This window comes from Streptomyces sp. NPDC001406, from assembly GCF_042895285.1.
Lineage (GTDB): Bacteria > Actinomycetota > Actinomycetes > Streptomycetales > Streptomycetaceae > Streptomyces.
Genome location: NZ_JBIAWG010000022.1, coordinates 1 through 25,262 on the forward strand (window position 1 = coordinate 1; position 25,262 = coordinate 25,262).

The following is a 25,262-nucleotide window of genomic DNA, read 5'->3' on the forward strand; positions in this document are numbered from 1 at the left end:
CCGGGCTCGCCCGCGGTGACCTCCGCGCCCCAGCGGTCGGTGCCCGGGGCGAGTTCACGCATCGGCGTCCACGGGCCGGGGCGGCCCTCGGGGTCCCGCAGTACGACATTGGCGGCCACGGCGTCGTGACCCTCACGGAACACCGTGGCCGAAACCTCGAACGTCTCTCCAGTGACCGCCTTGGCGGGCCTGGATCCGCGCTGGACGACCGGGCGGACGTCGAGGACGGGTATGCGGCCGGTCATGGTGGTCCCGCCCGCGAAGGACCGCTCCCGCGACGGGGGGCCGGAGTCGGCCGGGCGTACGGGCGGGGGCAGGGCGGCCGCTGTGCCGGCGGCCGCGCCGGCAGTGCCCTTCGAGCTGTTTCTGCTGCTTGTCGGGGGTACTGACGAGTGGTGCTTGGCGGGCATGACCGCTCCTGTCCGCGTCAACGTGGGTGTGGGCGGATGGATGTGGGGAGGTGGGTCCTGCAGGTGTATCCGTGGTGCTTCTGCGGGGTGTACCGGAGGAGCCTTCCCACCCTATTCGGGTGAGCAATCCGGCACTTTGTTAACTACTCACGCGTATGTCGGCGCACAAGACCGGCCCCGTCCGGTGCGAACGGGGCCGGCGGCGACACTCTGCCATCACGGCGGCGGAGCTTGCAGGAGTTTGTCCGGGGAGCCGAGTCCCGCACCGGACACCTTGCCGGTCACCGCGTGCCCCACCAGGGCCCTGGCGACCTGAGCGGGGCCGGCTCTGCGGTGCTCGGCCAGATAGAGGGCGGCCGCGCCCGCGGCGTGCGGGGCCGCCATCGACGTACCGGAGTAGGTCGCCCGCCCGGTGTCGCTCGTCCGAGACGCCGAGGTGATCGAGACACCCGGCGCGAACAGGTCCAGCGCGGCACCGAAGTTGGAGAAGGCGGCCCGCGTGTCCGTCCGGTCCGTGGCGCCGACGGTGATCGCCTCCGGCACGTCCGCGGGCGAGCAGAGACCGGCCGGAAGACCGTCGTTGCCCGCCGCGACGGTGTAGGTGACGCCGGATGCGATGGAGGCGCGTACGGCGGCGTCGAGCTGGTCGCTGTGGCTGCCGCCCAGGCTGAGGTTGGCGACCGCGGGCCGGTGCGCGTGCCGGGTCACCCAGTCGATGCCGGCGATGACCCGCGCGATGGTGCCCGAGCCCGCGTCGTCCAGCACGCGTACGGCGACGACCTCGGCCTTCTTGGCGACGCCGTACCGCGTTCCGGCGATGGTCCCGGCGACATGGGTGCCGTGCCCGTTGCCGTCCCCGGCGCTCCGGTCACCGTCGACGAAGTCCCAGCCGTAGCTCGCCCGTCCGCCGAAGTCGTGGTGGGTGATCCGGATGCCGGTGTCGATCACGTACACCGTCACTCCGGCGCCTGCGGAGTCCGGCCAGGCGTAGCGCCTGTCGAGCGGCAGGTTCCGCTGGTCCATGCGGTCCAGGCCCCAGGACGGCGGACTCTTCTGGGTGCGGTCGAGTGCCACGCGGCCGTCCTGGGCGACCGAGGCGACCCGGGAGTCGGCCGCGAGCAGCCTCGCCTGTCTCTCATTGGCCTTGACGGCATAGCCGTTGAGGACACTGCCGTAGGTATGGCTTATTTCGACCCCGTACTTCGCGGCGAGGCTCTTTCCCTCGTCCGACGGGGCCTCGATCCCCTTTCTCAGGGTCACCAGATAGCTTCCGCCGACGGAGCCGGGCTCGTCGGCGCCGAGTATGTTCCCCTCCGGTGCGGCGTGCGCGGGCAGGGTGGCGGCCGAGAGCACCGCGGCCGTGACGGCCGCGGTCAGGCCTCCCGCCCGGCGCAGACGCCCGGTTCGCGTCCGTGCCATGGTCCGAGTTCCCCTCCTCAACTCCAGTGGCAGCGTCTCGTGCGCGGCGGAGCGCCACAAGGACGCCTGGGTGCGCAGAATCGGCCATATCACCGGTTCGCGCCGCTGGGTCGTTCCGGTGTTCGAGGGCCAAGTTCGAGGGTCACGTTCGAGCGTGAAGTTTGACGGCGAGTTTGACGGCGAAGGCCCCAGCGGGGCTCAGGGCAACACCGGTACCGTGCTGTGTGACCGGACGCACAGTGCCGTGCGTCCATCCAGCGAACGCGCCGAGGTGGCTTGTGAAGGCGATCCGCCGGTTCACCGTCCGTCCCGTGCTCCCCGAACCCCTCCGGCCGCTGAGCGATCTGGCGCGCAATCTGCGCTGGTCCTGGCATACGGAAACGCGCGAACTCTTCCAGTCCGTCGACCCCGAACGCTGGGCCGCCTCGGAGGGCGACCCGGTCCGCCTGCTGGGCAGTGTGCGCCCCGGGCGGCTCGCCGAGCTCGCCGAGGACCGCCGTTTCCTGCGCCGCCTGACCGCGGTCGCGGACGACCTGGCCGACTATGTGACCGGCGACCGCTGGTACCAGACCCAGTCCGCCGAACTGCCCGCCGCCGTCGCCTACTTCTCCCCGGAGTTCGGCATCACGGCCGCCCTGCCCCAGTACTCCGGCGGCCTCGGCATCCTCGCCGGTGACCATCTGAAGGCCGCCAGCGACCTCGGCGTACCGCTGATCGGGGTCGGCCTCCTCTACCGGCACGGCTACTTCCGGCAGACCCTGTCCCGGGACGGCTGGCAGCAGGAGCACTACCCGGTGCTCGACCCCAACGAGCTGCCGGTGGCGTTCCTGAAGGACGCCGACGGCACCCCCGCCCAGGTCTCCCTCGCCCTGCCCGGCGGCCGGCAACTGCATGCCCGGATCTGGCTCGCCCAGGTCGGCCGCGTGCCGCTGCTGATGCTGGACTCGGACGTCGAGGAGAACGACCTCGGCGAACGCGGCGTCACCGACCGGCTCTACGGCGGCGGCAGCGAGCACCGGCTGCTGCAGGAGATGCTGCTCGGCATAGGAGGAGTGCGGGCCGTACGGACGTACTGCCGGCTCACCGGCCACCCGGAGCCCGAGGTCTTCCACACCAACGAGGGGCACGCCGGCTTCCTCGGCCTAGAGCGCATCGCCGAACTCTGCGACCAGGGACTGGACTTCGACGCGGGACTGGAAGCCGTCCGGGCCGGAACGGTGTTCACCACGCACACGCCCGTCCCGGCCGGCATCGACCGCTTCGACCGGGAGCTGGTCGCCCGCCACTTCGGCCCCGACGCCGAACTGCCGCGCATCGACGTCGAGCACATCCTGCGGCTCGGCATGGAGACCTACCCGGGCGGCGAGCCCAACCTCTTCAACATGGCCGTGATGGGCCTCAGGCTGGCCCAGCGCGCCAACGGCGTCTCCCTGCTGCACGGGAACGTCAGCCGTGAGATGTTCTCGGGACTGTGGCCGGGATTCGACCCCGACGAAGTCCCGATCACCTCCGTCACCAACGGTGTGCACGCCCCCACCTGGGTCGCCCCGGAGGTGTTCAGCCTCGGCGCACGCCAGCTCGGTGCCGAGCGTGCCGAGGACGAGCTGTCGGCCGGTGGCGCGGAGCGCTGGGACGTGGTCGCGGGCATCCCGGACCAGGAGATCTGGGAGCTGCGGCGCAATCTGCGCGAGCAGCTGGTCGTGGAGGTACGGCAGCGGCTGCGCGCCTCCTGGCGGCAACGCGGCGCGGGGACGGCCGAGTTGGGCTGGATCGACGGCGTCCTGGACCCCGACGTGCTGACCATCGGGTTCGCCCGCCGGGTCCCGTCGTACAAGCGCCTGACGCTCATGCTGCGCGACCGCGACCGGCTGATGGACCTGCTGCTGCACCCCGAACGCCCGATCCAGATCGTGGTCGCGGGCAAGGCGCACCCCGCGGACGACGGCGGCAAGCGGCTCGTCCAGGAGCTGGTCCGCTTCGCCGACGACCCGCGGGTCCGCCACCGCATCGTCTTCCTGCCGGACTACGGCATGGCGATGGCGCAGAAGCTCTACCCCGGCTGCGACATCTGGCTGAACAACCCCCTGCGCCCGCTGGAAGCCTGCGGGACCTCCGGTATGAAGGCGGCGCTCAACGGCTGTCTCAATCTCTCCGTCCTGGACGGCTGGTGGGACGAGTGGTTCCAGCCGGACTTCGGCTGGGCGATCCCGACGGCGGACGGTGCGGGCACGGACCCCGACCACCGCGACGACATCGAGGCCGCCGCCCTGTACGACCTCCTCGAACAGCGGGTGACCCCCCGCTTCTACGAGAGCGGCCAGGCGGGCCTGCCCGACCGCTGGATCGAGATGGTCCGCCAGACGCTGACGCTGCTCGGTCCGAAGGTGCTGGCGGGCCGCATGGTCCGGGAGTACGTCGAGCGTCTCTACACCCCCGCCGCCCAGGCCAACCGGGCGCTGACCCCGGACTCGGCGGGCGAACTGGCCCGCTGGAAGTCCCGGGTGCGCGCCGCGTGGCACGGGGTGACGGTCGACCACGTGGAGACGACGGCGGCCATGGCCACGGCGGAGCTGGGCACGACGCTGGGGCTGCGGGTCCGTGTCGGCCTCGGCGAACTCGGCCCGGACGACGTCGAGGTGCAGGTGGTCTCCGGCCGCGTCGACTCGGAGGACCGCATCACCGATGCGGAGACGGTCCCGCTGAAGCCGGCGGGAGGCGCCGACCTGGAGGGCCGCTGGGTCTACGAGGGCCCGCTGTCCCTCGACCGCACCGGCCCCTACGGCTATACGGTCCGCATCCTCCCCGCTCACCAACTGCTCGCGTCCGGTGCCGAGTTGGGTCTGGTCGCGGTGCCGTCGGATGAGGTCGTGGAGGGCGCGGGAGTCCTGATGCGCTAGTGATGTGGCTCGGCGGATTCCTGGAGTCCGCCGAGTCAACATTGAACGTTCATCTGTGTCGTTAATCACCCTCTTGGCTTTGCGGCCCCATGGGAAGCCCATGATCGTTTGACCGGTTTGGCCGCTCTGGACGCCGCTGCACGCTCCCCATAGATTCCCGAGCCGTCCGTGTCGTGAGTGACACGCGAGGTAACGGGGGAGGGATCGTGAAGGGGAGACGTCTGTCCGGACGCCGGTCGGTGCGCGGCCTTGGGGCATCGCTCGGAGTGCTTCTGGTCGCCGGACTGCTCACTGCGTCACCCGTGGCGGCGGCCGCGCACGCGGCGTCCGGCGCCGCCACGAAGACGGCCGGCAGTTCCGCCGGAGACGGGAACGGGGACGGGGACGGCAACGGGAACGGGGGCGCGGGCGGCGCGGAGGACGCGGCGCTGGCTCGGGCGAAGCGTTCCGGCAAGCGGGTCGAGGTCACCGCGCTGCGCAGCGAGACCAGCGAGGTCTTCGCACGGCCCGACGGCACGCTGGAGGCGGACGAGCACATGCGTCCCGTGCGGACGCGGGTGGGCGGCGCCTGGAAGGACATCGACACCACGCTGCACCGCCGGTCCGACGGCACGGTGACCCCGGGGGCCACGGCCGTCGCGATCGCGTTCTCCGGTGGCGGTGACCAGCCACTGATCAAACTGGACCAGGCCGGCCGCACGCTCGCCCTGTCCTGGCCCACCGCACTGCCCGAGCCCGTGCTCGACGGCTCCACCGCCACCTACCGCTCGGTCCTGCCGGACGTCGACCTGCGGGTACGCGCGGACGTCGACGGCATCTCGCAGGTGCTGGTCGTCAAGTCGGCCAAGGCGGCGGCCAACCCGAAGCTCGCCCGGCTGAAGCTGGCCATGAACGCGGACGGCATGACCGTGCGCGAGGGCGCCGACGGCAGCCTGGCCGCGCTCGACTCCGCCGCCGGAGGCACGGTGTTCGAGGCGCCCAAGCCCCTGATGTGGGACTCCAGCAAGGGCGGCCGCACCAAGGCGGCCGCCCGCGGCGCCCTGACCGGCTCCCGCCCCGCCACCGGCGAGCTCCCCGGTCCCGGCGAGTCCGCCAAGGTCGCCCCCCTCGGCGTGGACGTGCCGTCCCACGGCGGCCACCTCGTCCTGACCCCGGACCAGAAGCTGCTGAAGAACGCCACCTACCCCGTCTACATCGACCCCCAGTGGTACTCGCCCGGCGCGGGCAACTGGACGATGGTGTCGAAGTACTGGGCGTCATCCCCGCAGTGGCGCTTCAACGGCGACTCCGACGCCGGCATGGGCTACTGCGCGGGCGACGCGCGCTGCGCGCCCCAGGACGTCAAGCGGCTCTTCTACGCCGTGCCCACGTCGAGGTTCATCGGCAAGTCCATCCTGTCGGCCGAGTTCGTGGTGAAGGAGACCCACTCCTACAGCTGCGACAAGACGGACGTACAGCTCTACCGCACCAAGGGCATCTCGAAGTCGACGACCTGGAACTCCCAGGACAACGATGCCTTCTGGACCGACCTGCTGCAGACGCGCAGCGAGGCCAAGGGCTGGAGCGGCGACTGCCCCGGCGGCAACGTGGAGTTCTGGGCGCTGCGCGCGGTCCAGCAGGCGGCAGCCAACGGCTGGGCGACCACCACGTTCGGACTGCGGGCCAGGAGCGAGACCGACCCGTACGCCTGGAAGCGGTTCGCCGACGACGCCTGGCTGCGGGTGCAGTACAACCGGCCGCCCGGCCAGATCAGGATGTCCCAGCTCAGCCAGAAGCCCGGGGGTGACTGCTCGTCCACCGTCAAGCGGGCGCGGATCCTGCCGACGCTGCGCGCCGATGGGGTGAGCGACCCCGACAAGGACGACATCGCGGTGCAATTCCAGGCCTCCTGGGACAACGGGGACAGCAAGGGCTGGTCCCCCCGCTGGACCTCGTCCCTGTCGAAGTACAAGAGCTCCGGCTCGTCCTTCTCGGTGACCCTGCCGTCGAGCATCCCCAAGAACACCAAGATCGGCTGGCACGCGCGCTCGTACGACGGCGCCCAGTGGTCGCCGTGGTCCTACGAGGGTTCCGCCACGGACTGCGCGGTGCTCTACGACACCAGCGTGCCCGCCGAGCCGTCGATCGCCTCGGCGCAGTACACGGAGTCGGACCCGGAGAACCCCGACGACCCCTGGCTGGACGGCGTGGGCCGGTACGGCACCTTCACCATCGACTCCACCGCGACCGACGTCACCAAGTACTGGTTCGGTGTCAACGGCCCGCCCAGCAGCGCCAACACGCTGATCACCTCGGGCGGCGGCGCCAAGACGATGAAGTTCATGCCGACGAAGTCCGGCGTCAACTACATCACCGCGCAGGCCTTCGACGCCGCCGGCAACGGCAGCAGCATCGGCACCTACTACTTCCGGGTGCGCGCCGGACAGCCCGAGCGCATGTCCTGGCAGCTGGACGAGCCGTCCGGCAGCGGCGCGGTCGGCGGTCAGGGCGGCGCCATCGAGGCCACGCTGGCCGGCGGCGCCAAGGCAGGCGGTGAGGGCGTCACCGGCACCGGCCTGCACCTGGACGGCACCGACGACTACGCCGCCACCCAGTCCCCGGTGCTCAACACGTCCAACAGCTTCACCGTGTCGGCGTGGGCGAAGCTGCCCGCTACCGAACCCGGCGGCGCCGTCACCGTGCTCTCCCAGGCCGGCACCAACAACAGCGGCTTCGAGCTGTACTACTCCAGCGCCTCGCACGGCTGGGTCTTCCTGCGCGACACCGTCGACGCCTCCGGCACCGGCGTGGTCCGCGCGTCGCAGCCCGCCTGCGCGGCCGGCGACACCGCCTGCGTGGCCGGCCGTCTGGGCACCTGGACCCACCTGGTCGGCGCCTACAACGGCCCGAGCGGCAAGCTCAAGCTGTACGTCAACGGCTCGCTCGTCGCCACCAGTGACTACACCAGTCCGTGGGACGCGCGGGGACCGGTGCTGATCGGTGTCGCCCGCAACTACGGGCAGCTGCACGGGTTCTTCCCCGGTGACCTGGACGAGATCGAGATGTTCGACTACCAGCTGTCCGACAGCCAGGTCTCCACGCTGGCCGCCAAGAAGCCCGTACAGAGCGGTGGCCGGCCCGCGAAGGCAGTCTTCCCGCTGGACGAGTCGGCGGACCAGGCGGTGCTGACCGGCCGGGCCCAGTCGCTCGCGGCCGACCTGCACGGCGGAGCCGCCCTCGGCGGCACGGGCGCGGACGGCACGGCGCTCACCTTCGACGGCACCGACGACTACGCCGAGACCGGCCAGCCGCTGCTGAACACCAGCAACAGCTTCTCGGTGTCGATGTGGGCCAGGCTGCCGAAGGACAAGGAAGCCCGCGCCATGACGACGATCACCCAGAGCGGCACCAACGCCCGCGGGTTCGAGCTGTACCACTCCACGGCGCTGGGCGGCTGGGTCTTCATGCGGGAGACCGCGGACACGGCCGACGCCACCGTGGTGCGCGCCCAGGAGAACGCCTGCCCGGCGAACACCAACTGCGCCGCGGCCAACCTCGGCGAGTGGAGCCATGTGGTCGGCGTCTACGACTCCGACGCGCAGGTGCTGCGGCTGTACGTCAACGGCGTGCTCAAGGCGACCACCGCGTTCACCACGCCGTGGCTGGCCACCGGCCATGTCACGCTCGGCGCGGCGGGCAACGGCGCCGCCGCTCCGACCGGGTTCTTCCGGGGCGACATGGACGACGTCCGCATGTACGACCGGGTGATCTCGGGCGACGAGGTGAAGAACCTGTTCAAGCAGCACCCGGTGGTCAAGGGCCGCTGGAAGCTGGACGCCGCCACCGGCACCCCGGTCACCTCGCCGGACGCCTCCACCGGCAACCGCCCGGTCACCCTCTACAACGGGGCGGCCGCCGGCAGCGGCTGGGTGGACTCCGGGGCGCTCGTCCTGGACGGCACCAACGACTACGCGGCCACCGGCTCGGTCCCGATCGACACGAGCCAGAGCTTCACCGTCACGGCCTGGGCCCAGGCGTCGGCCGGACGCCCGCAGCAGCCGGGCGCGGTGCTCAGCCAGGAGGGCTCGGTCAACAGCGCCTTCGTCCTCGGCTACGAGCCGGGTCCGGACGACGGTGACCCGTCGACGCCGGTCACCACCGGCCGCTGGCGGATCACCATGCCGGACGCGGACACCACCTCGGCGAAGGAGTCGACGGCGCAGAGCACGCTCTTCGACGACTACAGCGCCAACGGCTGGAACCATCTCGCCCTGGTCTACGACGCGTTCGCCGACACGATGAAGCTCTACGTCAACGGCCAGCTGGAGCAGTTCGTCTGCGCCGACGACGACGCGGACGGCACCAAGGACGACCCGGCCTGCACCGACCACGTCTCCTGGTCCGACGACACGGTCGGCTTCAACGCCGCGAAGACGTTCCAGCTGGGCCGCGCGAAGACCGCCGGCACCTGGGGCGACAACTGGTCCGGTGCCATCGACGACGTGTGGGCGTTCCAGGGCGCGCTCGACCAGGACCAGATCCAGCAACTGTCGCTCGGCACGGCCGACCTGCCGACCGCGGTGCCCGGCAGCGGGACCGCGGGATGACGGCGGCGAGCGTGTGCACGGCGGCAGAGCGAAGTCGACGAGGGGTGGGGAAGTGAACGGGAAGCCGTGGCAGCGCGTCCGCAGACGGACGGCGCTGACGGTGTCGGCCACGCTGGTCGGCGCCCTGATCCAGGTGGTGACCGGCCAGTCCGCCGCCGCGGACCCCAGCGCGGGACGGCCCACCGTGCACCAGGCGGACAAGCCCGTCACCGGGCACGGCCGCAAGGTGAAGCCGCGCAAGCAGGACACGTCGCCGCTCACCCCGAAGGGTGAGCCGGCGGCGGCCTGGCCGGCCTCCGGGACGGCGACCGCCGCGGTGCCCGCCGCGCGCACCACGGCCAAGGGCCTTGCCGCCGGGAACCGGTTCGGCCGGCTGCCCCTGTCCGTGCGCGCGCCGAAGAGCGCGGTGAAAGCCGCCGACCGTGTCACCAAGGCCGGCGTGCGCGTCCTGGACCGCAAGGCGGCCCGGCGCGCCGGAGTCGGCCTGCTGCTCGCCGTCGACCGGGCCGACGCCGGAACCCGGGCGGGCAAGGTCGGCCTCCAGGTCGACTACGCCCGCTTCGCCGAGGCGTACGGCGGCGGCTACGGCTCCCGGCTGCACCTGGTGCGGCTGCCCGCCTGTGCCCTGACCACCCCGGACAAGGCGTCCTGCCGTACGGCGACTCCGCTCGCCGCCGTCAACGACACCGAGCACCGCACCCTGACGGCGGACACGGTGACCGTACCCGCCAAGCCGGCCGGGAGGACCGCGCTCGCGGCGGCGTCCTCGGCGACCGTCCTCGCGGTCACCGCGGCCGCCTCCGGCAGCCAGGGCGACTACACGGCGACCGCCCTGTCCCCGTCCGCGACCTGGCAGACCTCGCTCAACACCGGGGACTTCTCCTGGTCGTACGACATGGACGTGCCGGACGTGCCCGGCAGCCTCGTCCCGAACGTGGGCCTGACCTATTCGTCGGGCTCCATCGACGGCCGCACCACCACCAGCAACAACCAGTCCTCCTGGGTCGGTGACGGCTTCGACCTGTGGCCGGGCTCGATCGAGCGCTCGTACAAGTCCTGCGACGACGACGGCGTCAAGGTCGACGGCAACAAGCCCGGCGACCTGTGCTGGGGCTACGACAACGCCACGCTCAGCTTCAACGGCCACGGCGGCGAGCTGATCCAGGACTCCGACGGCAAGTGGCACCTGAAGAACGACGACGGCACCCGCGTCGAGCGGCTGACCGGCAGTTCGTCGGACGCGCGTGACAACGGTGACAACAACCAGGAGTACTGGAAGGTCACCACGACCGACGGCACCCAGTACTTCTTCGGCTACAACAAGCTGCCCGGCTGGGCCTCGGGCAAGGAGACCACGGACTCCACCTGGACGGTGCCGGTCTACGGCGACGACGCGGGCGAGCCCTGCCACGCGAGCACCTTCGCCGACTCCTGGTGCCAGCAGGCCTGGCGCTGGAACCTCGACTACGTCGTGGACCCCAACGGCAACGCCATGGCGTACTACTACGACCAGGAGACCAACAGCTACGGCCGCGCCCTCAAGGCCGCCGACGACACGCCGTACGTCCGCGGCGGCAGCCTCGACCGCATCGAGTACGGCCTGCGCAGCGACACCGTCTACTCCGCCAAGGCGCTCGGCAAGGTCGAGTTCACCTCCACCGAGCGGTGCATCCCCGAGACCGGGGTGACCTGCGCGGCGGACACGATCGACGACAAGTCCTTCTACTGGTACGACACGCCCTGGGACCAGAACTGCAAGGCCGGCACGGACTGCACGGGCCAGTACGCGCCCACGTTCTGGACCCGCAAGCGGCTGGCGAACGTCACCACACAGCTCCTCAAGTCCGACGGCACGTACGGTGACGTCGACTCCTGGGACCTGACCCAGCGCTGGGGCCAGGCCGACATCGACTACCAGTTGCTGCTGGACTCCATCCAGCACACGGGCAAGTCGGCCACCCCCGCCGTCACCCTGCCGAAGGTCACCTTCACCTACCACCAGGACGCCAACCGCCTCGACAGGACCGGCGACGGCACCGCGCCCTTCATCAAGGCGCGCGTGTCGAACATCTCGGACGAGTCCGGCGGCCAGATATCCGTCAACTACTCGGCGGCCGCCTGCTCCTGGGACAGCCTGCCGACTCCGGAGACCAACACCACCCGCTGCTATCCGCAGTACTACACGGCCTCCGGCGACGTCGACCCGAGCCTGCAGTGGTTCAACAAGTACGTGGTGACGTCGGTGACCCAGACCGACCGCACCGGCCAGTCGCCCGACTCGGTCACCGAGTACTCCTACCTGGACGGCGCGGCCTGGCACTACGACGACGACGAGGGCCTGACCAAGGAGAAGTACAAGACCTGGTCGCAGTGGCGCGGCTACCGGCATGTGCGCGTCGAGTCCGGCGGCACCTCCGGCATGACCACACAGGCCGACCACTACTTCCTGCGCGGCATGAACGGCGACCGGCTGAACAAGGACGGCGGCACCAAGGACGTCACCCTGGACGACGGGGAGGGCGCCACCATCGCCGACTGGGAGGCCCTGGCCGGATTCGAGTACCGGACGGAGAACTACTCGGGTCCGGGCGGCAGGCTGCTGAACAAGGCCGTCAACCACGGCTGGTTCCACGAGACCGCCAGGCGCACCCGCTCCTGGGGCACCTCGACCGCCAACCACTCCGGCACGGACTGGACGCACACCTACACCTCGCTGGACGACGGCGCGGGCGCCAAGTGGCGGGAGACCACCAGCTACACCACCTTCGACGACGCCACCGGCCGCGCCACCCAGGTGAACGACCTCGGGCAGACCGGTGACAGCACCGACGACCAATGCACCCGCACCACCTACGCGGACAACCCCTCGGCCAACATCTACTCGCTGGTCTCCCGGGTGGAGACGGTCTCCGTCAAGTGCGAGACCACCCCGCAGCGGGACAAGCAGGTCATCTCCGACGTCCGTACCGCCTACGACGGCACCGACTACGGCGCGGCGCCCACCAAGGGCGAGGCCCGCTACACCGCGACGCTGACCAAGCACGACGGCAGCACCGCGACCTACCTGGAGAAGGGCACCGGCTACGACACCTACGGCCGCGCGGTCAGCACGACCGACATCACCGCGGACGTGAAGGTCGACTCGGCCGGCAAGCTGACCCGCACCGCGCGCAGCGACGGCCACACCACGACGACCGTCTACACCCCCACCACCGGCATCCCGACCGGCTACAAGGTCACGGGCCCGCCGGCCAGGACCGGGGACAGCACCACCGCACAGTCCGTCACCACCTCGGTGGACCCGCTGCGCGGCGAGACGACGGCGGTGGTGGACACCAACGGCAAGCGCATCGACTACACCTACGACGGCCTCGGCCGCTCCCTGAAGGTCTGGCTGCCCAACCGATCCAAGGCCGGCAGCCAGACCCCCAACTACGAGTTCAGCTACACGATCGCCGACGCCAAGGCACCCGCCGTCGGCACCAGGACCCTGAAGAACGACGGCACCCAGGAGACCTCGTACGACCTGTACGACGGCTTCCTGCGGCCCACCCAGACGCAGGACCCTGGCCCGGCCGGCGGCCGGCTGCTCACCGACACCTTCTACGACGCCCGCGGCCTGACCGCGAAGACCTTCGCGAGCCACTACAACACCTCGCCGCCGTCCACGACCCCGCTGGTCCTGGACAACGCGCTCGCCGTGGAGACCCAGACCTGGTTCTCCTACGACGGGCTGGGCCGTGAGACGCAGCGCAAGGAGGTCGCCGGCAACGGCGACGGCGGCACGGTGCTGTCGACCACGACGACCGCGTACGGCGGCGACCGGGTGACGGTCACCCCGCCCAAGGGGCAGCCGGCCACCACGACGATCAGCGACGCCCGTGGCCGGACCAGTGAGCTGTGGCAGTACCACGGCAACACGCCCACCGGCGACCACGACGTGACCGCCTACGAGTACACGCCCGCCGGAAAGCTGTCCAAGGTCATCGACCCGGCCGGCAACAAGTGGACCGACGAGTACGACCTGCTCGGCCGCACGATCCGGGCGACCGACCCCGACAAGGGCACCACGGTCTCCACGTACGACGACCGGGGCAACCTGCTCACCGTCAAGGACGACCGCACCAAGGACGCCGGCAAGGTCACCCTCGCCTACGCCTACGACGACCTCGGCCGCAAGACCGAGGAGCGTTCCGGCGGCGCGAGCGGTCCGCTGCTGGCCAAGTGGACCTACGACACCGTCACCAACGCCAAGGGCCAACTGGGCTCCTGGACCCGCTACGACGGCACCAACGAGTACACGACCACGGTCAACGCCTACGACGGCCTGTACCGGCCGACCCGCACCACGACCACGATCCCCGCGTCCGAGGGCGCGCTGCAGGGCTCGTACCAGCAGGACACCAGCTACAACCTGGACGGCACGGTCAAGGGCGTCAGCTATCCGGCGGCCGGCTCGCTGCCCGGTGAGTCCTTCACCTACGGCTACGACGACACCCACCGCCAGATCACGGCGACCGGCACCAGCACCTACCTGACCAACGTCGACTACAGCTTCACCGGCAAGCCTGAGCAGGTCGAGACCGCCACCACCGGCGGCAAGAAGACCTGGTTGTCCAGCACCTACGAATGGGGCACCCAGCGCCTGAAGACGTCCCGGGTGGACCGCGAGGGCGTCTCCGGCGTCGACCGCTCCACCACCTACGGGTACGACGAGTCCGGCGACATCCTCTCCATCTCGGACGTCTCCCGTGACGGCACCGACAACCAGTGCTTCCAGTACGACTACCTCCAGCGCCTGACCGAGGCCTGGGCGCAGGGCACCACCGACTGCGCCGCGGCCCCCTCGACCTCGCTGCTCGGCGGACCGGCTCCGTACTGGCGCTCGTACACCTACGACAGGACGGCGAGCGGCGCCTCGGAGGGCAACCGGGCCACCGAGGTGGTGCACGACCCGAGCGGTGACACCGCCAAGGACGTCAAGCACGCCTACAGCTACCCGCCCGCCGGCACCACCCAGGCGCACACGCTGACCCAGGTGGACACCACCGGCCCCAGCGGCAACACCTCGCGGGACTCCTACAGCTACGACGAGATCGGCAACACCCACACCCGCACCATCGGCGGCAACACCCAGACCCTGGACTGGGACGCCGAGGGACACCTGGCCAAGGTCTCCGAGCCCGACGGCAACGGGGGCACGAAGACCACGACGTACCTGTACGACGTGGACGGCAACCGGCTCGTCCAGCGCACCCCGACCGAGACCACGCTCTACCTCGGCAGCAGCGAGATCACGCTCGCCAAGGGCGCCACGAAGGCCAAGTGCACGCGGTACTACGACCTCGGCAACGGCGTCGAGGCGGTCCGCGGCGACGACAACAAGGTCTCCTTCAGCGTTGCGGACCACCAGGGCACCGGCCAGCTGTCCGTGGACGCCGCGACCCAGGCGCTCCAGCAGCGCCGCACGACCCCCTTCGGCACACTGCGCGGCACCAAGCCGGCCGCCTGGCCGGGCACGGAGGGCTTCGTCGGCGGCACGCAGGACACCGCGACCGGGCTGACCCACCTCGGGGCCCGCGAGTACGACGAGTCCCTCGGCCGGTTCATCAGCGTCGACCCGCTCATGAACATGGACGACCCGCAGTCGTTCAACGGGTACGCCTACAGCGACAACAACCCGGTCACCCTGAGCGACCCCAACGGCACGACCCATTGCGACGTCGTCCCGGAGATGTGCCACCCGCAGAAGCCGACCGGCGGTTACTGCCCGAGCCTGACCAACCCGAAGTGCCCCGAGTACCAGGGCGGTGGCGGCAACGGCAACGGCGGTGGTGGCGGCGGTGGCTCCGTCGGCGGCCACGTGAACAACCAGGACGTCGCCAAGGCCAAGAAGATCCAGAAGACCAGCCTGATGGACGTGGCCAAGAACGTCGGCTGGGAGGTCTTCAAGTCCTTCATCGGCTGGGACGACTTCACGGGCTGTCTCAACGGCGGTGTCTCCAGCTGCGTGAGCCTGCTCATCGACGCCATCCCGTGGGGCACGATGTTCAAGAAGGGCGCCGAACTGATCAAGGGCGCCTGGAAGCTCTCCAAGGCCGCCATGAAGTTCCGCAAGGAACAGAAGTGGGCCCGCAAGATCATGCAGGAGGCGGAGGAGGCCGCCGAGGACGTCGGCAAGGTCTGCCCCGTCAAGCACAGCTTCCTGCCGGGCACCAAGGTCCTCATGGCGGACGGCTCCGTCGAGAACATCGAGGACGTCAGAACCGGTGACGAGGTCGTGGTCACCGATCCGGAGACCGGCAAGACGTCGACGAAGAAGGTCGTCGCCACCATCACCACGGAGGACGACAAGGACTTCACGACCCTGACGGTCGCGACCGGCAAGTACGGCATGACCACGTCCATGCTCACCGCCACGGACACGCACCCCTTCTGGGTTCCGGAGCTCCACGCCTGGATCCAGGCCGGCGAGCTGAAGCCGGGCGAGGGCCTGCGCACGAGCACGGGCACCCGCGTTCGGATCACCGCGGTCTCCCACTGGACGGAGCTCCACCGCACGCACGACCTCACGGTCGACGAGGTGCACGACTACTACGTCGTGACGGGCGATGTGGGCGTTCTGGTCCACAACATGGGGCGGAAGCCCGGCCAGCGGCCCAACTACAACGCCGAAGGACCGCACACCACGTTCGTGCGCCATGGCGGGACGGGACAGATCAAGAAGTACGCGGAGTGGGCGCCGCAGTCGAACCCTCGTAACCCGGCCCCGTTCGAACTCGTTAAGAGGTTCGACCTGGAGGGACCGGCCCACACGAACGCGGATGGCACAGTGGTGGAGACACCGCACATCAACTCGCCGAACGGGGGTGACGCGCGTGCACCAGAAGACTGGGAGAAGCCACTCGGATGCTCCTGATGAAGATCGCGGGATGCGTTTCATCCAATCCTGGTACGCGTCCAACTGCGACGGGGATTGGGAGCATGAGTTCGGCATCAAGATGGCCACGACGGACAACCCTGGCTGGCACATCAAGATCGATGTGAGCGAGACCGATCTGGAGGGCGTGCTCGTGGAGCGCGTGAGGCGTGATCTCCCGGGAGGAGGGTGGATGATGACCTGGAGCGACGGAAGCGTCTTCCAGGCAGCCTGCAGTCCGCTCGCACTCGGTGAGGTGGACGCGTTCTTCGAGACGGTGGTCGGCGAAGCCGCCGCCGGCTCGGGGGAGTCCCCCGCCTAGCTCACCGCCGTCACCCACGCTTCGGGGCTCACGGATCTTCCGTGGGCCCCGAAGTTCTTGCTGCCGACAGGCGGTCAGTCCGTCGCGAACTCGGCGCACAGCCGCCTGAGCACCACCCCGCAGCGGCGGGCGTACGCATGCTGAAGTCCCCGGGTGGCCGCCCCGCCCGCGCGGGCGTACCACTTTTCGGCGCGGCTGAACGCGGCGACCGTCAGCCACACCGTGCCGTCTCCCGTGCGGTCGACCACGAAGGCCTCCTCGCCGCATTCGGGGTGGCCGGTCAGGGTGCCGTAGGCCCAGCCGGCGCGACGGGGTTCCTCGACCGTCCAGACGATGCGGCAGGGGGCCTTGATCAGGCCGGCGAGGGTGACGGTGACGTCCACGTTCGGTGCCGCGCGGTCGGCGGTGGCGTCGATGCCGACGCCCATCGCGCGGTGCATCTCCCAGGTGAGAACGGCCTCGGCCGCCCGTTGGAACACCTCCTCGCCCTCGCCGATGCGCGTGCGCACGTGCAGGGGGTGGAAGCCGGGCGGGCAGACGGTGAGGTTCTCGCGGGTCGTGCCTACCGGCTCGTAGGTGAAGGACATGGGTCACAAGCGTAGGACGGCCCCCGGGGATGCCTTCGTCCCGGGGGCCGCTCCTGCCGACTACGAGGTGACTAGCTGACGTTGACCGCCGACCAGGCCGCCGCAACCGCCTTGTACTCGGTGCTGGTGGAGCCGTACAGGGCGGACGCCGCCGACAGGGTGCCGGTGCGGGCCGACTTGTAGTTGGTCGTCGACGTGAAGTACGTCGTCAGCGCCTTGTACCAGATCTGCAGCGCCTTGGCGCGGCCGATGCCGGTGACGGTGGAGCCGTTGTAGGTCGGCGAGTTGTAGGTGACGCCGTTGATCGTCTTCGAACCGCTGCCCTCCGAGAGGAGGTAGAAGAAGTGGTTCGCGACGCCGGACGAGTAGTGCACGTCCTTGTTGCCGACCGAGGAGGACCAGTAGTCCGCCGAGCCGCCGTCCTTGCTGGGCTTGTCCATGTAGCGCAGCGGCGAGCCGTCGCCGTTGATGTCGATCTTCTCGCCGATGAGGTAGTCGCCCACGTCGGAGGAGTTGTTGGCGTAGAACTCCACACCGGTGCCGAAGATGTCCGAGGTGGCCTCGTTCAGGCCGCCGGACTCGCCCGAGTAGTTCAGGCCCGCGGTGTTCGCGGTGACGCCGTGGCTCATCTCGTGGCCGGCCACGTCCAGCGAGGTCAGCGGGTGCGTGTTGGTCTCGCCGTCGCCGTAGGTCATGCAGAAGCAGTCGTCGTCCCAGAAGGCGTTGACGTACGAGCTGCCGTAGTGGACGCGCGAGTAGGCGCCGACACCGTCGTTCTTGATGCCGCTGCGGCCGAAGGTGCTCTTGTAGAAGTCCCAGGTCTCCTGCGCGCCGTAGGCGGCGTCGGCGGCCGCGGTCTGGTCGGTGGTGGAGCTGGAGGCGCTGCCGGTGCCCCAGACGTTGTCCGAGTCGGTGAACAGCGTGCCGGTGCCGGTGCTGGTGGTGTGCTTCAGGTTGTACGTCTTGTGCCCGCCGCGCGTGGTGTCGTACAGCTGGTACGTCGAGCCCGACAGGTTGGTGTTGAGGCTGACGGTGCCCGAGTACAGCGTCTTGCCGGTGCCGGTGGCGTTCTCGATGCCCTGGTACTCGAAGAGCTTCTTGCCCGTGGCCGCGTCGGTGATGACGTGCAGCCGGTTCGGGGTGCCGTCGTCCTGGAGGCCGCCGACGATGGTCTCGTAGGCGAGGACGGGCTTGCCGGAGCCGGCCCAGATGACCTTGCGCGCGCCGTCGGCCGAGGTCTTGGCGGAGCCCAGGGACTTGGCGGCGGTCAGCGCCTGCTTCTCGGCCTTGGCGGCGGCGATCTGCGGCTTGAGCGACGCCACCTTGATGGCGCTCTTCGTGGCTCTGGTGACGCCCTCGGCCTTGCCCGCCTTGGACGTGTGCACGACCAGGTCGCCACCGAGCACCGGAAGGCCCGCGTAGGTGCGCTCGTAGCGGGTGTGGACGGTGCCGTCGACGTCCTTGACGACGTCCTTGACGACCAGCTGCTCCTTGGCGCCGAGGCCTATGCTCCGGGCGGTCTCGGCGGCGCCGGCCTGCGCATGCTGGACCAGGGAGGTGCGGGCCGCGGCCGACAGCGCGGTCGGGGCGGCGGCCAGGGGCTTTGCGGAGGCGGACCCGATCGGGGTCTGCGCGGAGGCGCTGGTGGTCAGCCCGGTGGACAGCAGGGCTCCGGCTGCGACAGCGGTGGCGATGGCCAGAGTGGTGCGCTTGTGACGCGCGTAGAGGGGGCTCACTCAAGCTCCTTCTCGTGGGGGAGTCCGGGCAGCGTGGGGTTACTGACCGGAGTGGGAAGTGCTGCTGTGCGGCGGGTGAGGGAAGAGTGACATCAGGGACGCGTACATGTCAGGACCCTCAAGTGATGTTGGCCGAAAACCAGCTGTCCGGTAAATGTTGCGGCCATGTAAAACGGGCGCCGCCCGGGGGAGTCGAACCTCCCGGACGGCGCCCTGCCGACGAGCTCGTGACATGCGGTTTACGGGAACGTCAGCTTCCAGCTGTTGATCGTTCCGACGTCGTACGCCGCCTGGTCCTGGACCTTCAACTTCCAGGTGCCATTGGCCGATTCGGAGGATGCGTTGACCGTGTAGGTCGCGTTCACGTTGTCCGCGGAGTCGGACGAACTGAAGTTCTTCAGGCGGTACGCGGTGCCCGACGGGCCGACCAGGTCGATCACCAGGTCACCGCGCCAGGTGTGCGAGATGTCGACCGTCACCTGGAGGTTGTTCGGGGCGTTGCCGCTCCGCCCGGAGACGGTGATGTTCGAGGTGACCGCGGGCCCGTTGTCCGGGATCGACACGGGCGTGGTGTTCTCGTACGACGTACCGCCGCCGCCCCCGCCGCCGGACCGTGAGCCGACCGCCACGCCCGCCCAGGCGTCCTGCACCGCCTTGTACTCGGTGCTGGTGGTGCCGTACAGCTCACCCGCCGCCGCGAGGGTGCCGGTGCGGGCGCCCGCGTAGTTGGTGGTGGACGTCCACTTGGTGGTCAGTGCCCGGTACCAGATCTGCAGCGCCTTGTCCCGGCCGATGCCGGTGACCGGAAGCCCGTCCGCCGTGGGCGAGTTGTAGCTGACGCCGTTGATGACCTTGGCGCCGCTGCCCTCGCTCAGCAGGTAGATGAAGTGGTTCGCGGGGCCCGACGAGTAGTGCACGTCGATGCCGCCGATCCCGGAGTACCAGCTGTCCTTGGACGCGCCGTCCTTGCTGGGCTTGTCCATGTAGCGCAGCGGGGTGCCGTCGCCGTTGATGTCGATCTTCTCGCCGATGAGGTAGTCGCCGACGTCCGAGGTGTTGTTGGCGGCGAACTCCACGCCGGTGCCCATGATGTCGCTGGTGGCCTCGTTGAGGCCGCCGGACTCGCCGCTGTAGTTGAGGCGGGCGGTGTTGGCGGTGACGCCGTGGCTCATCTCGTGGCCCGCGACGTCGATCGCGGTCAGCGGCTTGCTGTTGCCTGAGCCGTCGCCGTATGTCATGCAGAAGCAGCTGTCGTCCCAGAAGGCGTTGACGTACGAGTTGCCGTAGTGGACGCGCGAGTAGGCGCCGACGCCGTCGTTCTTGATGCCGCTGCGGCCGAAGGTGTTCTTGTAGAAGTCCCAGGTGACGGCGGCGCCGTAGTGCGCGTCCGCGCCCGCGGTGGCCGCGTTCGACGTGGTGCCGTTGCCCCATGTGTCGTTGGTCTGCGAGAACAGCGTGCCGGTGCCGGACGTGCCGTGGTTCAGGTTGTACGTCTTGTGGCCGCCGCGCGCCCCGTCGGTGAGGGTGTAGTTCGACCCGGACTGGGTGGTGGTGAGCGTGACCTGGCCGCTGTACTGCGTGTTGCCGACGCCGGTCTCGATGCCCTGGTACTCGTAGAGCTTCTTGCCGGTGGCGGCGTCGGTGATGACGTGCAGCTGGTTCGGGGTGCCGTCGTCCTGCAGTCCGCCGACGACGGTCTCGTAGGCGAGCACGGGCTTGCCGGTGGCCGCCCAGATCACCTTGCGGGAGCTGTCGGCGGCGGACCGGGTGCCGCCGAGGGCCCGGGCGCGCTTGACGGCCTGCCGCTCGGCGGCCGCCTTCGTGACGCCCGGGGTGAGGCCGGCGACCTTGATGGTGGCGTTCGTGGCCTTGATGACGCGCTGGGTCGCACCCGACTTCGCGGTGTCGACGATCAGGTCGCCGCCGAGGACCGGGAGGCCGGCGTAGGTGCGCTCGTAGCGGGTGTGGAGGGTGCCGTCGGTGTCCTTGACGACGTCACGGGCGACGAGCTGCTCCTGCGACCCGAGGCCTATCGCCTTGGCGGTGTCCGCCTTGGCGGCACCGGCGTCGCGGATCAGTTCGGCGCGCTGCGAGGGGGTGAGCCGGACCGCCGAGTGGGCCGGATTGCCCTTGGCCGACGGCGCCTGGGACGCCGGGGCGGCGCTGGCCGCGCCGGACTGGACGGCGGCGGCGATCAGCGCGGTGACGCCCGCGAGGGCGACGGCTGCGGTGCGGCGGTGCATGGTGTGGGAGGTGCGTCCGCGAGAGGAACTGCTTCTCAACACTGACTCCTTCTGCATGGCCGCGGGTCGCGCGGCCAGGGGAGATCCGGACGGTGGGTTGGGGCGTCCGGGCAGAACTGGGCGTAACGCGGAACCATGTGCCTGTGCGGGGCCGGCTCGTGCAGAGCAGATGTAGCTGTGGGGTTGCTGTGAGTCGGCCGTGGGAAGAGTGACAGGGGATCAAGCCATCTGTCAGGACCGCGTCAGAAATTTGGCCGGAAATGGTCCGTTGACCGGATGTTCATGTTCGCTATGCGGACCGTTGGCCCGGGATGCGACCGGCCGGGGCGCACGTCCATGCGGAAAGCAGGCGGAGGCCCTCATGGCCCGTCTGTCCACCGGTCCGGTCGCGTCGGTCGTCGGATTCGCCGAACAGCTGTCGTGGGCGCTGTACCGGTCGGACCGGCGGGAGTTCGTGGAGGGGGTGTCGGGACGCCACCTGTTCACCTGTGCCACCGTCGTTCACGCGCAGGCGCTGTTGTCGCCGACGGCCGCCGACTGTATGAGGCCCTCCTCCCGGACCCGCCCCTCTTCGAGTCGTACGCCCCCGGCCTCGTCCGGGCGGAGCCCCTGCTCCAGGTGCCCGACACGGTGTACGCACACATCAACTGTGCGCCCTGGGACCAGGCGTGTCCCCGTGCCACGTTCGCCACAGGGCCGCGTAGGCGCCCTCCGCTGCCACCAGGGCTTCGTGGGTGCCCAGTTCGGTGAGGCGGCCGTTCTCCATCACCGCCACCCGGTCGGCGTCGTGGGCGGTGTGCAGGCGGTGGGCGATGGCGATGACGGTGCGGCCCTCCAGTACGGCGGCCAGGGCGCGCTCGGTGTGCCGGGCGGTCGTCGGGTCCAGCAGGGCCGTGGCCTCGTCCAGGATCAGGGTGTGCGGATCGGCCAGCACCACCCGGGCGAGGGCGAGTTGCTGGGCCTGTGAGCCGTCCGTGGGGCAACCGCCCGTACCGAGGGTGGTGTTGAGGTCTTCCGGCAGGTCGCGTACCCAGTCCTCGGCGCCCACCGCCGCCAGCGCCGTCCACAACTCCTCGTCCGTGGCCGCCGGTTCGGCGATCAGCAGGTTGTCGCGGACCGTGCCCAGGAAGACATGGTGCTCCTGGGTGACCAGCACCACCTGGCGGCGCAGCCGTTCCGGCTCCAGCGAGGCGATCGGCACCCCGCCCACCGTCACCGTGCCCGCGCCCGGCGCGTCGACGCCCGCGAGCAGCCGGCTCAGCGTCGTCTTGCCCGCGCCGGAGGGACCCACCACGGCCAGCCGCTCCCCGGGCCGCACCGTCAGATCGACCCCGCGCAGCACCTCGCCGCCACGCTCATAGGCGTACCGCACCCCGCACACGTCGATCCGGTCGTCCGAGGGAGCCGGGGAGCCGCCGTCCTCCCGCGCCCGCGGGGCCCGCGCCAGCCCCTCCACCCGGGCGAACGAGGCCCCGCTGCTCTGGAGTTGCTCCACCCGCATCAGGATCTGGTCCAGCGGCTCGGTGAACTGCCGCAGATACAGCGCGGCCGCCACCACCGCACCCAGGCCCACCCGCCCGTGTGCGTGCAGCACCCCGCCGATCAGCAGCACCCCGGCGACCGGCACCGTGTACGACACCTCGACCGCGGGGAAGAACACGCTCCGCAGATACAGCGTGTACAGCCGGGTCCTGCGGGACGTCTCCAGCGCGTCCCGGCTCGCCGCGGTCCGCCGCTCCCCGAGCCGGAACGCCTCCACCGTGCGGGCCCCGGACGCGGTCGCCGCGAAGATCTCCGCGACCTGCGAGGTGGCCGCGCCCTCGGCCAGATACCCGTCCCGGGCCCGGCGCAGATACCAGCGCAGGGCGAACCAGATCGGCGTCAGCCCGAGCACCCCGAAGAGCCCGAGCAGCGGGTCGAGCGCGAACACCGCGCCCAGCACGAACAGCGCCTGCACCGAGCAGACCAGCAGCTCGGGCCCGATGTCCCGCAGCGTGGTGCCCACCGCGCCCACGTCGGCGGTGCCGCGCGCGGTCAGATCACCGGCGCCGGCCCGCTCCACCACCGACGCCGGCAGCGCCAGCGCCCGGTCGACGAACTCCTCACGGACCCGGGCCAGGGTCCGCTCCCCGAAGCGGTGACCCACGTACCGGGCCCAGCGGGCCAGCAGCAACTGGGCCAGCGCACACGCCAGGATCCACAGCGCCAGCCGGTCAACGGCCCCGGTCCCGTGCCCGGCCCGCACCTCGTCCACGATCCGCCCGAGCAGCCACGGCCCGGCCAGAGCGGACCCGGCGGCCAGCGCGTTCAGGGCCAGTACGGCGGCGAAGGACCCTCGGTCGGCCTTCACCAGGCGGACGGCCGCCCGGCGTACGTCGGCCCGTTCGGCGACGGGCAGTTGACCCGCGGCAGGCTGCGTCACCGTACGACCTCCTCCGTGTCCCGTGCGACCAGCGCCCGGTAGCCGGGCTCGTACTCCAGCAGCCCGCGGTGCGTGCCGCTCGCCGCGACCTTGCCGTCGACCAGGTAGTGGACGGTGTCCGCGCGGTCCAGGACCAGCGGGGAGGTGGTGGTCACCACGGTCGTACGGCCCACGCGGGCGGCGCGCAGCCGGTGGGCGACCGTGGACTCCGTGTGGGCGTCCAGGGCCGAGGTGGGTTCCACGGCGAGCAGCACCTCCGGGTCGGCGAGCAGCGCCCGCACCAGCCGCACCCGCTGCCGCTGGCCCCCGGAGAGGCTGCGGCCCTGGGCGGCCACGCCCGAGTCCAGGCCGTCCGGCAGGCCCTGCACGATGTCGTCGGCGGCCGCCGCGCGCACCGCCCGCCCGACGGCGGCGTCGCCGCGGTCCCGGTGCCCGCTCACCACCTCCCGCAACGGGCCCGCGAACAGATCGGCCTCGTTGTCGGCGACCAGGATCCGCGACCGCACCTCCACCAGCGGGATCGCGTCGAGCCGTACCTCGCCCCAGGTGGCGGCCGACGGCGTGTACCGGCCGAGGCGGTCGACCACCGCGGCGGTGTCGGCGGGGCGGGCGCCGACCAGGGCGGTGAGCCGTCCCGGCAGCACCCGCACCCCCGACTCGGGGTCGTGCAGCGCGGCCGGTTCCGCGGGCGCGGGCAGCGTGCCGTCGTCCGGCTCCGGCTCCAGCCGCAGCAGCCGTACGACCCGGCGCGCGGCCACCACGCCACGGCTGAGCTGGTAGCCCATCTCCAGGAAGAACGCCACCGGCCCCACCAGCACGGCCACATAGCCGTACACCGACACCAACTCGCCGATGGTGAGCTGCCCCTGGGCGGCCAGCCGGGCCGCCAGCCAGGTCACCACCGCAAGGAACAGCGTCGGCAGCCCGACCCCGAGTGCCTGCACCCAACTGGCCACCGCGCCGACCCGGTAGCCCTGCGCCCGCAGCCGCTGCGAGTCCCGCCGGAAGGCGTCCGCGAACAGCCCCTTCCCGCCCAGGCCGTTGAGGACGCGAAGGCCGCCCGCGAGGTCGCCGATGCGCGCGGTCAGCACGCCCTGCCGCTCCCGGTACTCGGTCTCCTCACCCTGCAACCGCACCGTCAGCGGCCCGGCGACCAGCACGATCACCGGCACCCCGAGCAGGACCACCGCGGCCAGCGGCGCCGAGATCGACAACAGCACCCCGGCCACCACCGCGTAGACGACCACGGCGCCCACCCCGGGCCCGACGACGGTCAGGGACTGGGCGATCGTCTGCACGTCTCCGACGCCGATCGTGACGACCTCCCCGGCCCCCGCCCGGCGCGGCAGCGCGGCACCCAGCCGCACGGCCTGCCCGACGACCACCTTGACCGTGCGGAAGTTGGCGTCCATCCGCACCCTCGTCATGGTGCGGTGGCGCATGATGCTCACCCATGAGTTGACGGCCCCGACCAGGAACAACACCAGCGTCCACCAGGCCAGCCGGCCCAAGTGCCCCGGCACCAGCCCGTCGTCGACCGCCCGGGACATCAGATAGGGCGCCGTCGCCATCAGCACCATCCAGACGCTGGCCAGCAGCGCCCCGCACAGCGACCGGCCCGGCTGCCGCAGCACCAGCCACCACAGGAAGCGCCAGCCGCCACGGCAGTCGGGTGTCCCCGGATCCTCGTACGCGTCGATCATCCTCAGCCCCCGTTTCCG

The 25,262-nt window shown here is 70.7% G+C and carries 11 protein-coding genes; 4 read left to right on the forward strand and 7 right to left on the reverse strand.

Annotation, left to right across the window (positions count from 1 at the left end):
• On the reverse strand, window positions 1-410 hold a 410-nt coding region (locus ACFY1J_RS39355), incomplete at its 3' end, for a maltotransferase domain-containing protein (protein WP_390732907.1).
• 216 nt (window positions 411-626) lie between these two features.
• Window positions 627-1,829 carry a S8 family peptidase gene (locus ACFY1J_RS39360; protein WP_390712028.1) on the reverse strand — a complete coding sequence of 401 codons (1,203 nt, stop codon included), beginning with the start codon at window positions 1,827-1,829 and terminating at the stop codon, window positions 627-629.
• A gap of 278 nt (window positions 1,830-2,107) precedes the next feature.
• Here ACFY1J_RS39360 and ACFY1J_RS39365 point away from each other — a divergent pair, with 278 nt between their 5' ends.
• The 4 genes from ACFY1J_RS39365 (at window position 2,108) to ACFY1J_RS39380 (ending at window position 16,553) form a co-directional block, all read left to right on the forward strand.
• Window positions 2,108-4,726 (forward strand): glycosyltransferase family 1 protein, encoded by a 2,619-nt coding sequence (locus ACFY1J_RS39365; RefSeq protein ID WP_390732908.1) that lies wholly within the window; start codon window positions 2,108-2,110, stop codon window positions 4,724-4,726.
• Window positions 4,727-4,932: 206 nt separating this feature from the next.
• On the forward strand, window positions 4,933-9,312 hold the full coding sequence (locus tag ACFY1J_RS39370; protein WP_390732909.1) for a LamG domain-containing protein: 4,380 nt from the start codon (window positions 4,933-4,935) through the stop codon (window positions 9,310-9,312).
• A 52-nt stretch (window positions 9,313-9,364) separates the two neighbouring features.
• Window positions 9,365-16,231, forward strand: coding sequence for an RHS repeat-associated core domain-containing protein (locus ACFY1J_RS39375; protein WP_390732910.1), 6,867 nt, complete (start codon window positions 9,365-9,367; stop codon window positions 16,229-16,231).
• A 13-nt stretch (window positions 16,232-16,244) separates the two neighbouring features.
• Window positions 16,245-16,553: an Imm53 family immunity protein gene (locus tag ACFY1J_RS39380; RefSeq protein WP_390732911.1), complete on the forward strand. Its 309-nt coding sequence runs from the start codon at window positions 16,245-16,247 to the stop codon at window positions 16,551-16,553.
• Window positions 16,554-16,627: 74 nt separating this feature from the next.
• Here ACFY1J_RS39380 and ACFY1J_RS39385 read toward each other — a convergent pair whose 3' ends face one another.
• The 5 genes from ACFY1J_RS39385 to ACFY1J_RS39405 form a co-directional block, all read right to left on the reverse strand.
• Complete coding sequence (locus ACFY1J_RS39385) at window positions 16,628-17,140, reverse strand: DUF1990 domain-containing protein (RefSeq protein ID WP_390712023.1); 513 nt, start codon at window positions 17,138-17,140, stop codon at window positions 16,628-16,630.
• A 71-nt stretch (window positions 17,141-17,211) separates the two neighbouring features.
• Window positions 17,212-18,876, reverse strand: coding sequence for a M4 family metallopeptidase (locus ACFY1J_RS39390; RefSeq protein WP_390712022.1), 1,665 nt, complete (start codon window positions 18,874-18,876; stop codon window positions 17,212-17,214).
• 239 nt (window positions 18,877-19,115) lie between these two features.
• Window positions 19,116-21,158 carry a M4 family metallopeptidase gene (locus ACFY1J_RS39395; protein WP_390732912.1) on the reverse strand — a complete coding sequence of 681 codons (2,043 nt, stop codon included), beginning with the start codon at window positions 21,156-21,158 and terminating at the stop codon, window positions 19,116-19,118.
• A 604-nt stretch (window positions 21,159-21,762) separates the two neighbouring features.
• Complete coding sequence (locus ACFY1J_RS39400; protein ID WP_390732913.1) at window positions 21,763-23,541, reverse strand: ABC transporter ATP-binding protein; 1,779 nt, start codon at window positions 23,539-23,541, stop codon at window positions 21,763-21,765.
• Window positions 23,538-25,244: an ABC transporter transmembrane domain-containing protein gene (locus ACFY1J_RS39405; protein WP_390712019.1), complete on the reverse strand. Its 1,707-nt coding sequence runs from the start codon at window positions 25,242-25,244 to the stop codon at window positions 23,538-23,540. Before ACFY1J_RS39405 ends, ACFY1J_RS39400 begins: the two co-directional genes overlap by 4 nt.
• Between the last annotated feature and the right edge of the window lie 18 nt (window positions 25,245-25,262).

Bases quoted from the DNA above. Each gene is read 5' to 3' on its own strand.
- ACFY1J_RS39405 (WP_390712019.1), bottom strand. From the start codon at position 25,244: ATGATCGACGCGTACGAGGATCCGGGGACACCCGACTGCCGTGGCGGC.
- ACFY1J_RS39360 (WP_390712028.1), bottom strand. From the start codon at position 1,829: ATGGCACGGACGCGAACCGGGCGTCTGCGCCGGGCGGGAGGCCTGACC.
- ACFY1J_RS39385 (WP_390712023.1), bottom strand. From the start codon at position 17,140: ATGTCCTTCACCTACGAGCCGGTAGGCACGACCCGCGAGAACCTCACC.
- ACFY1J_RS39380 (WP_390732911.1), top strand. From the start codon at position 16,245: ATGCGTTTCATCCAATCCTGGTACGCGTCCAACTGCGACGGGGATTGG.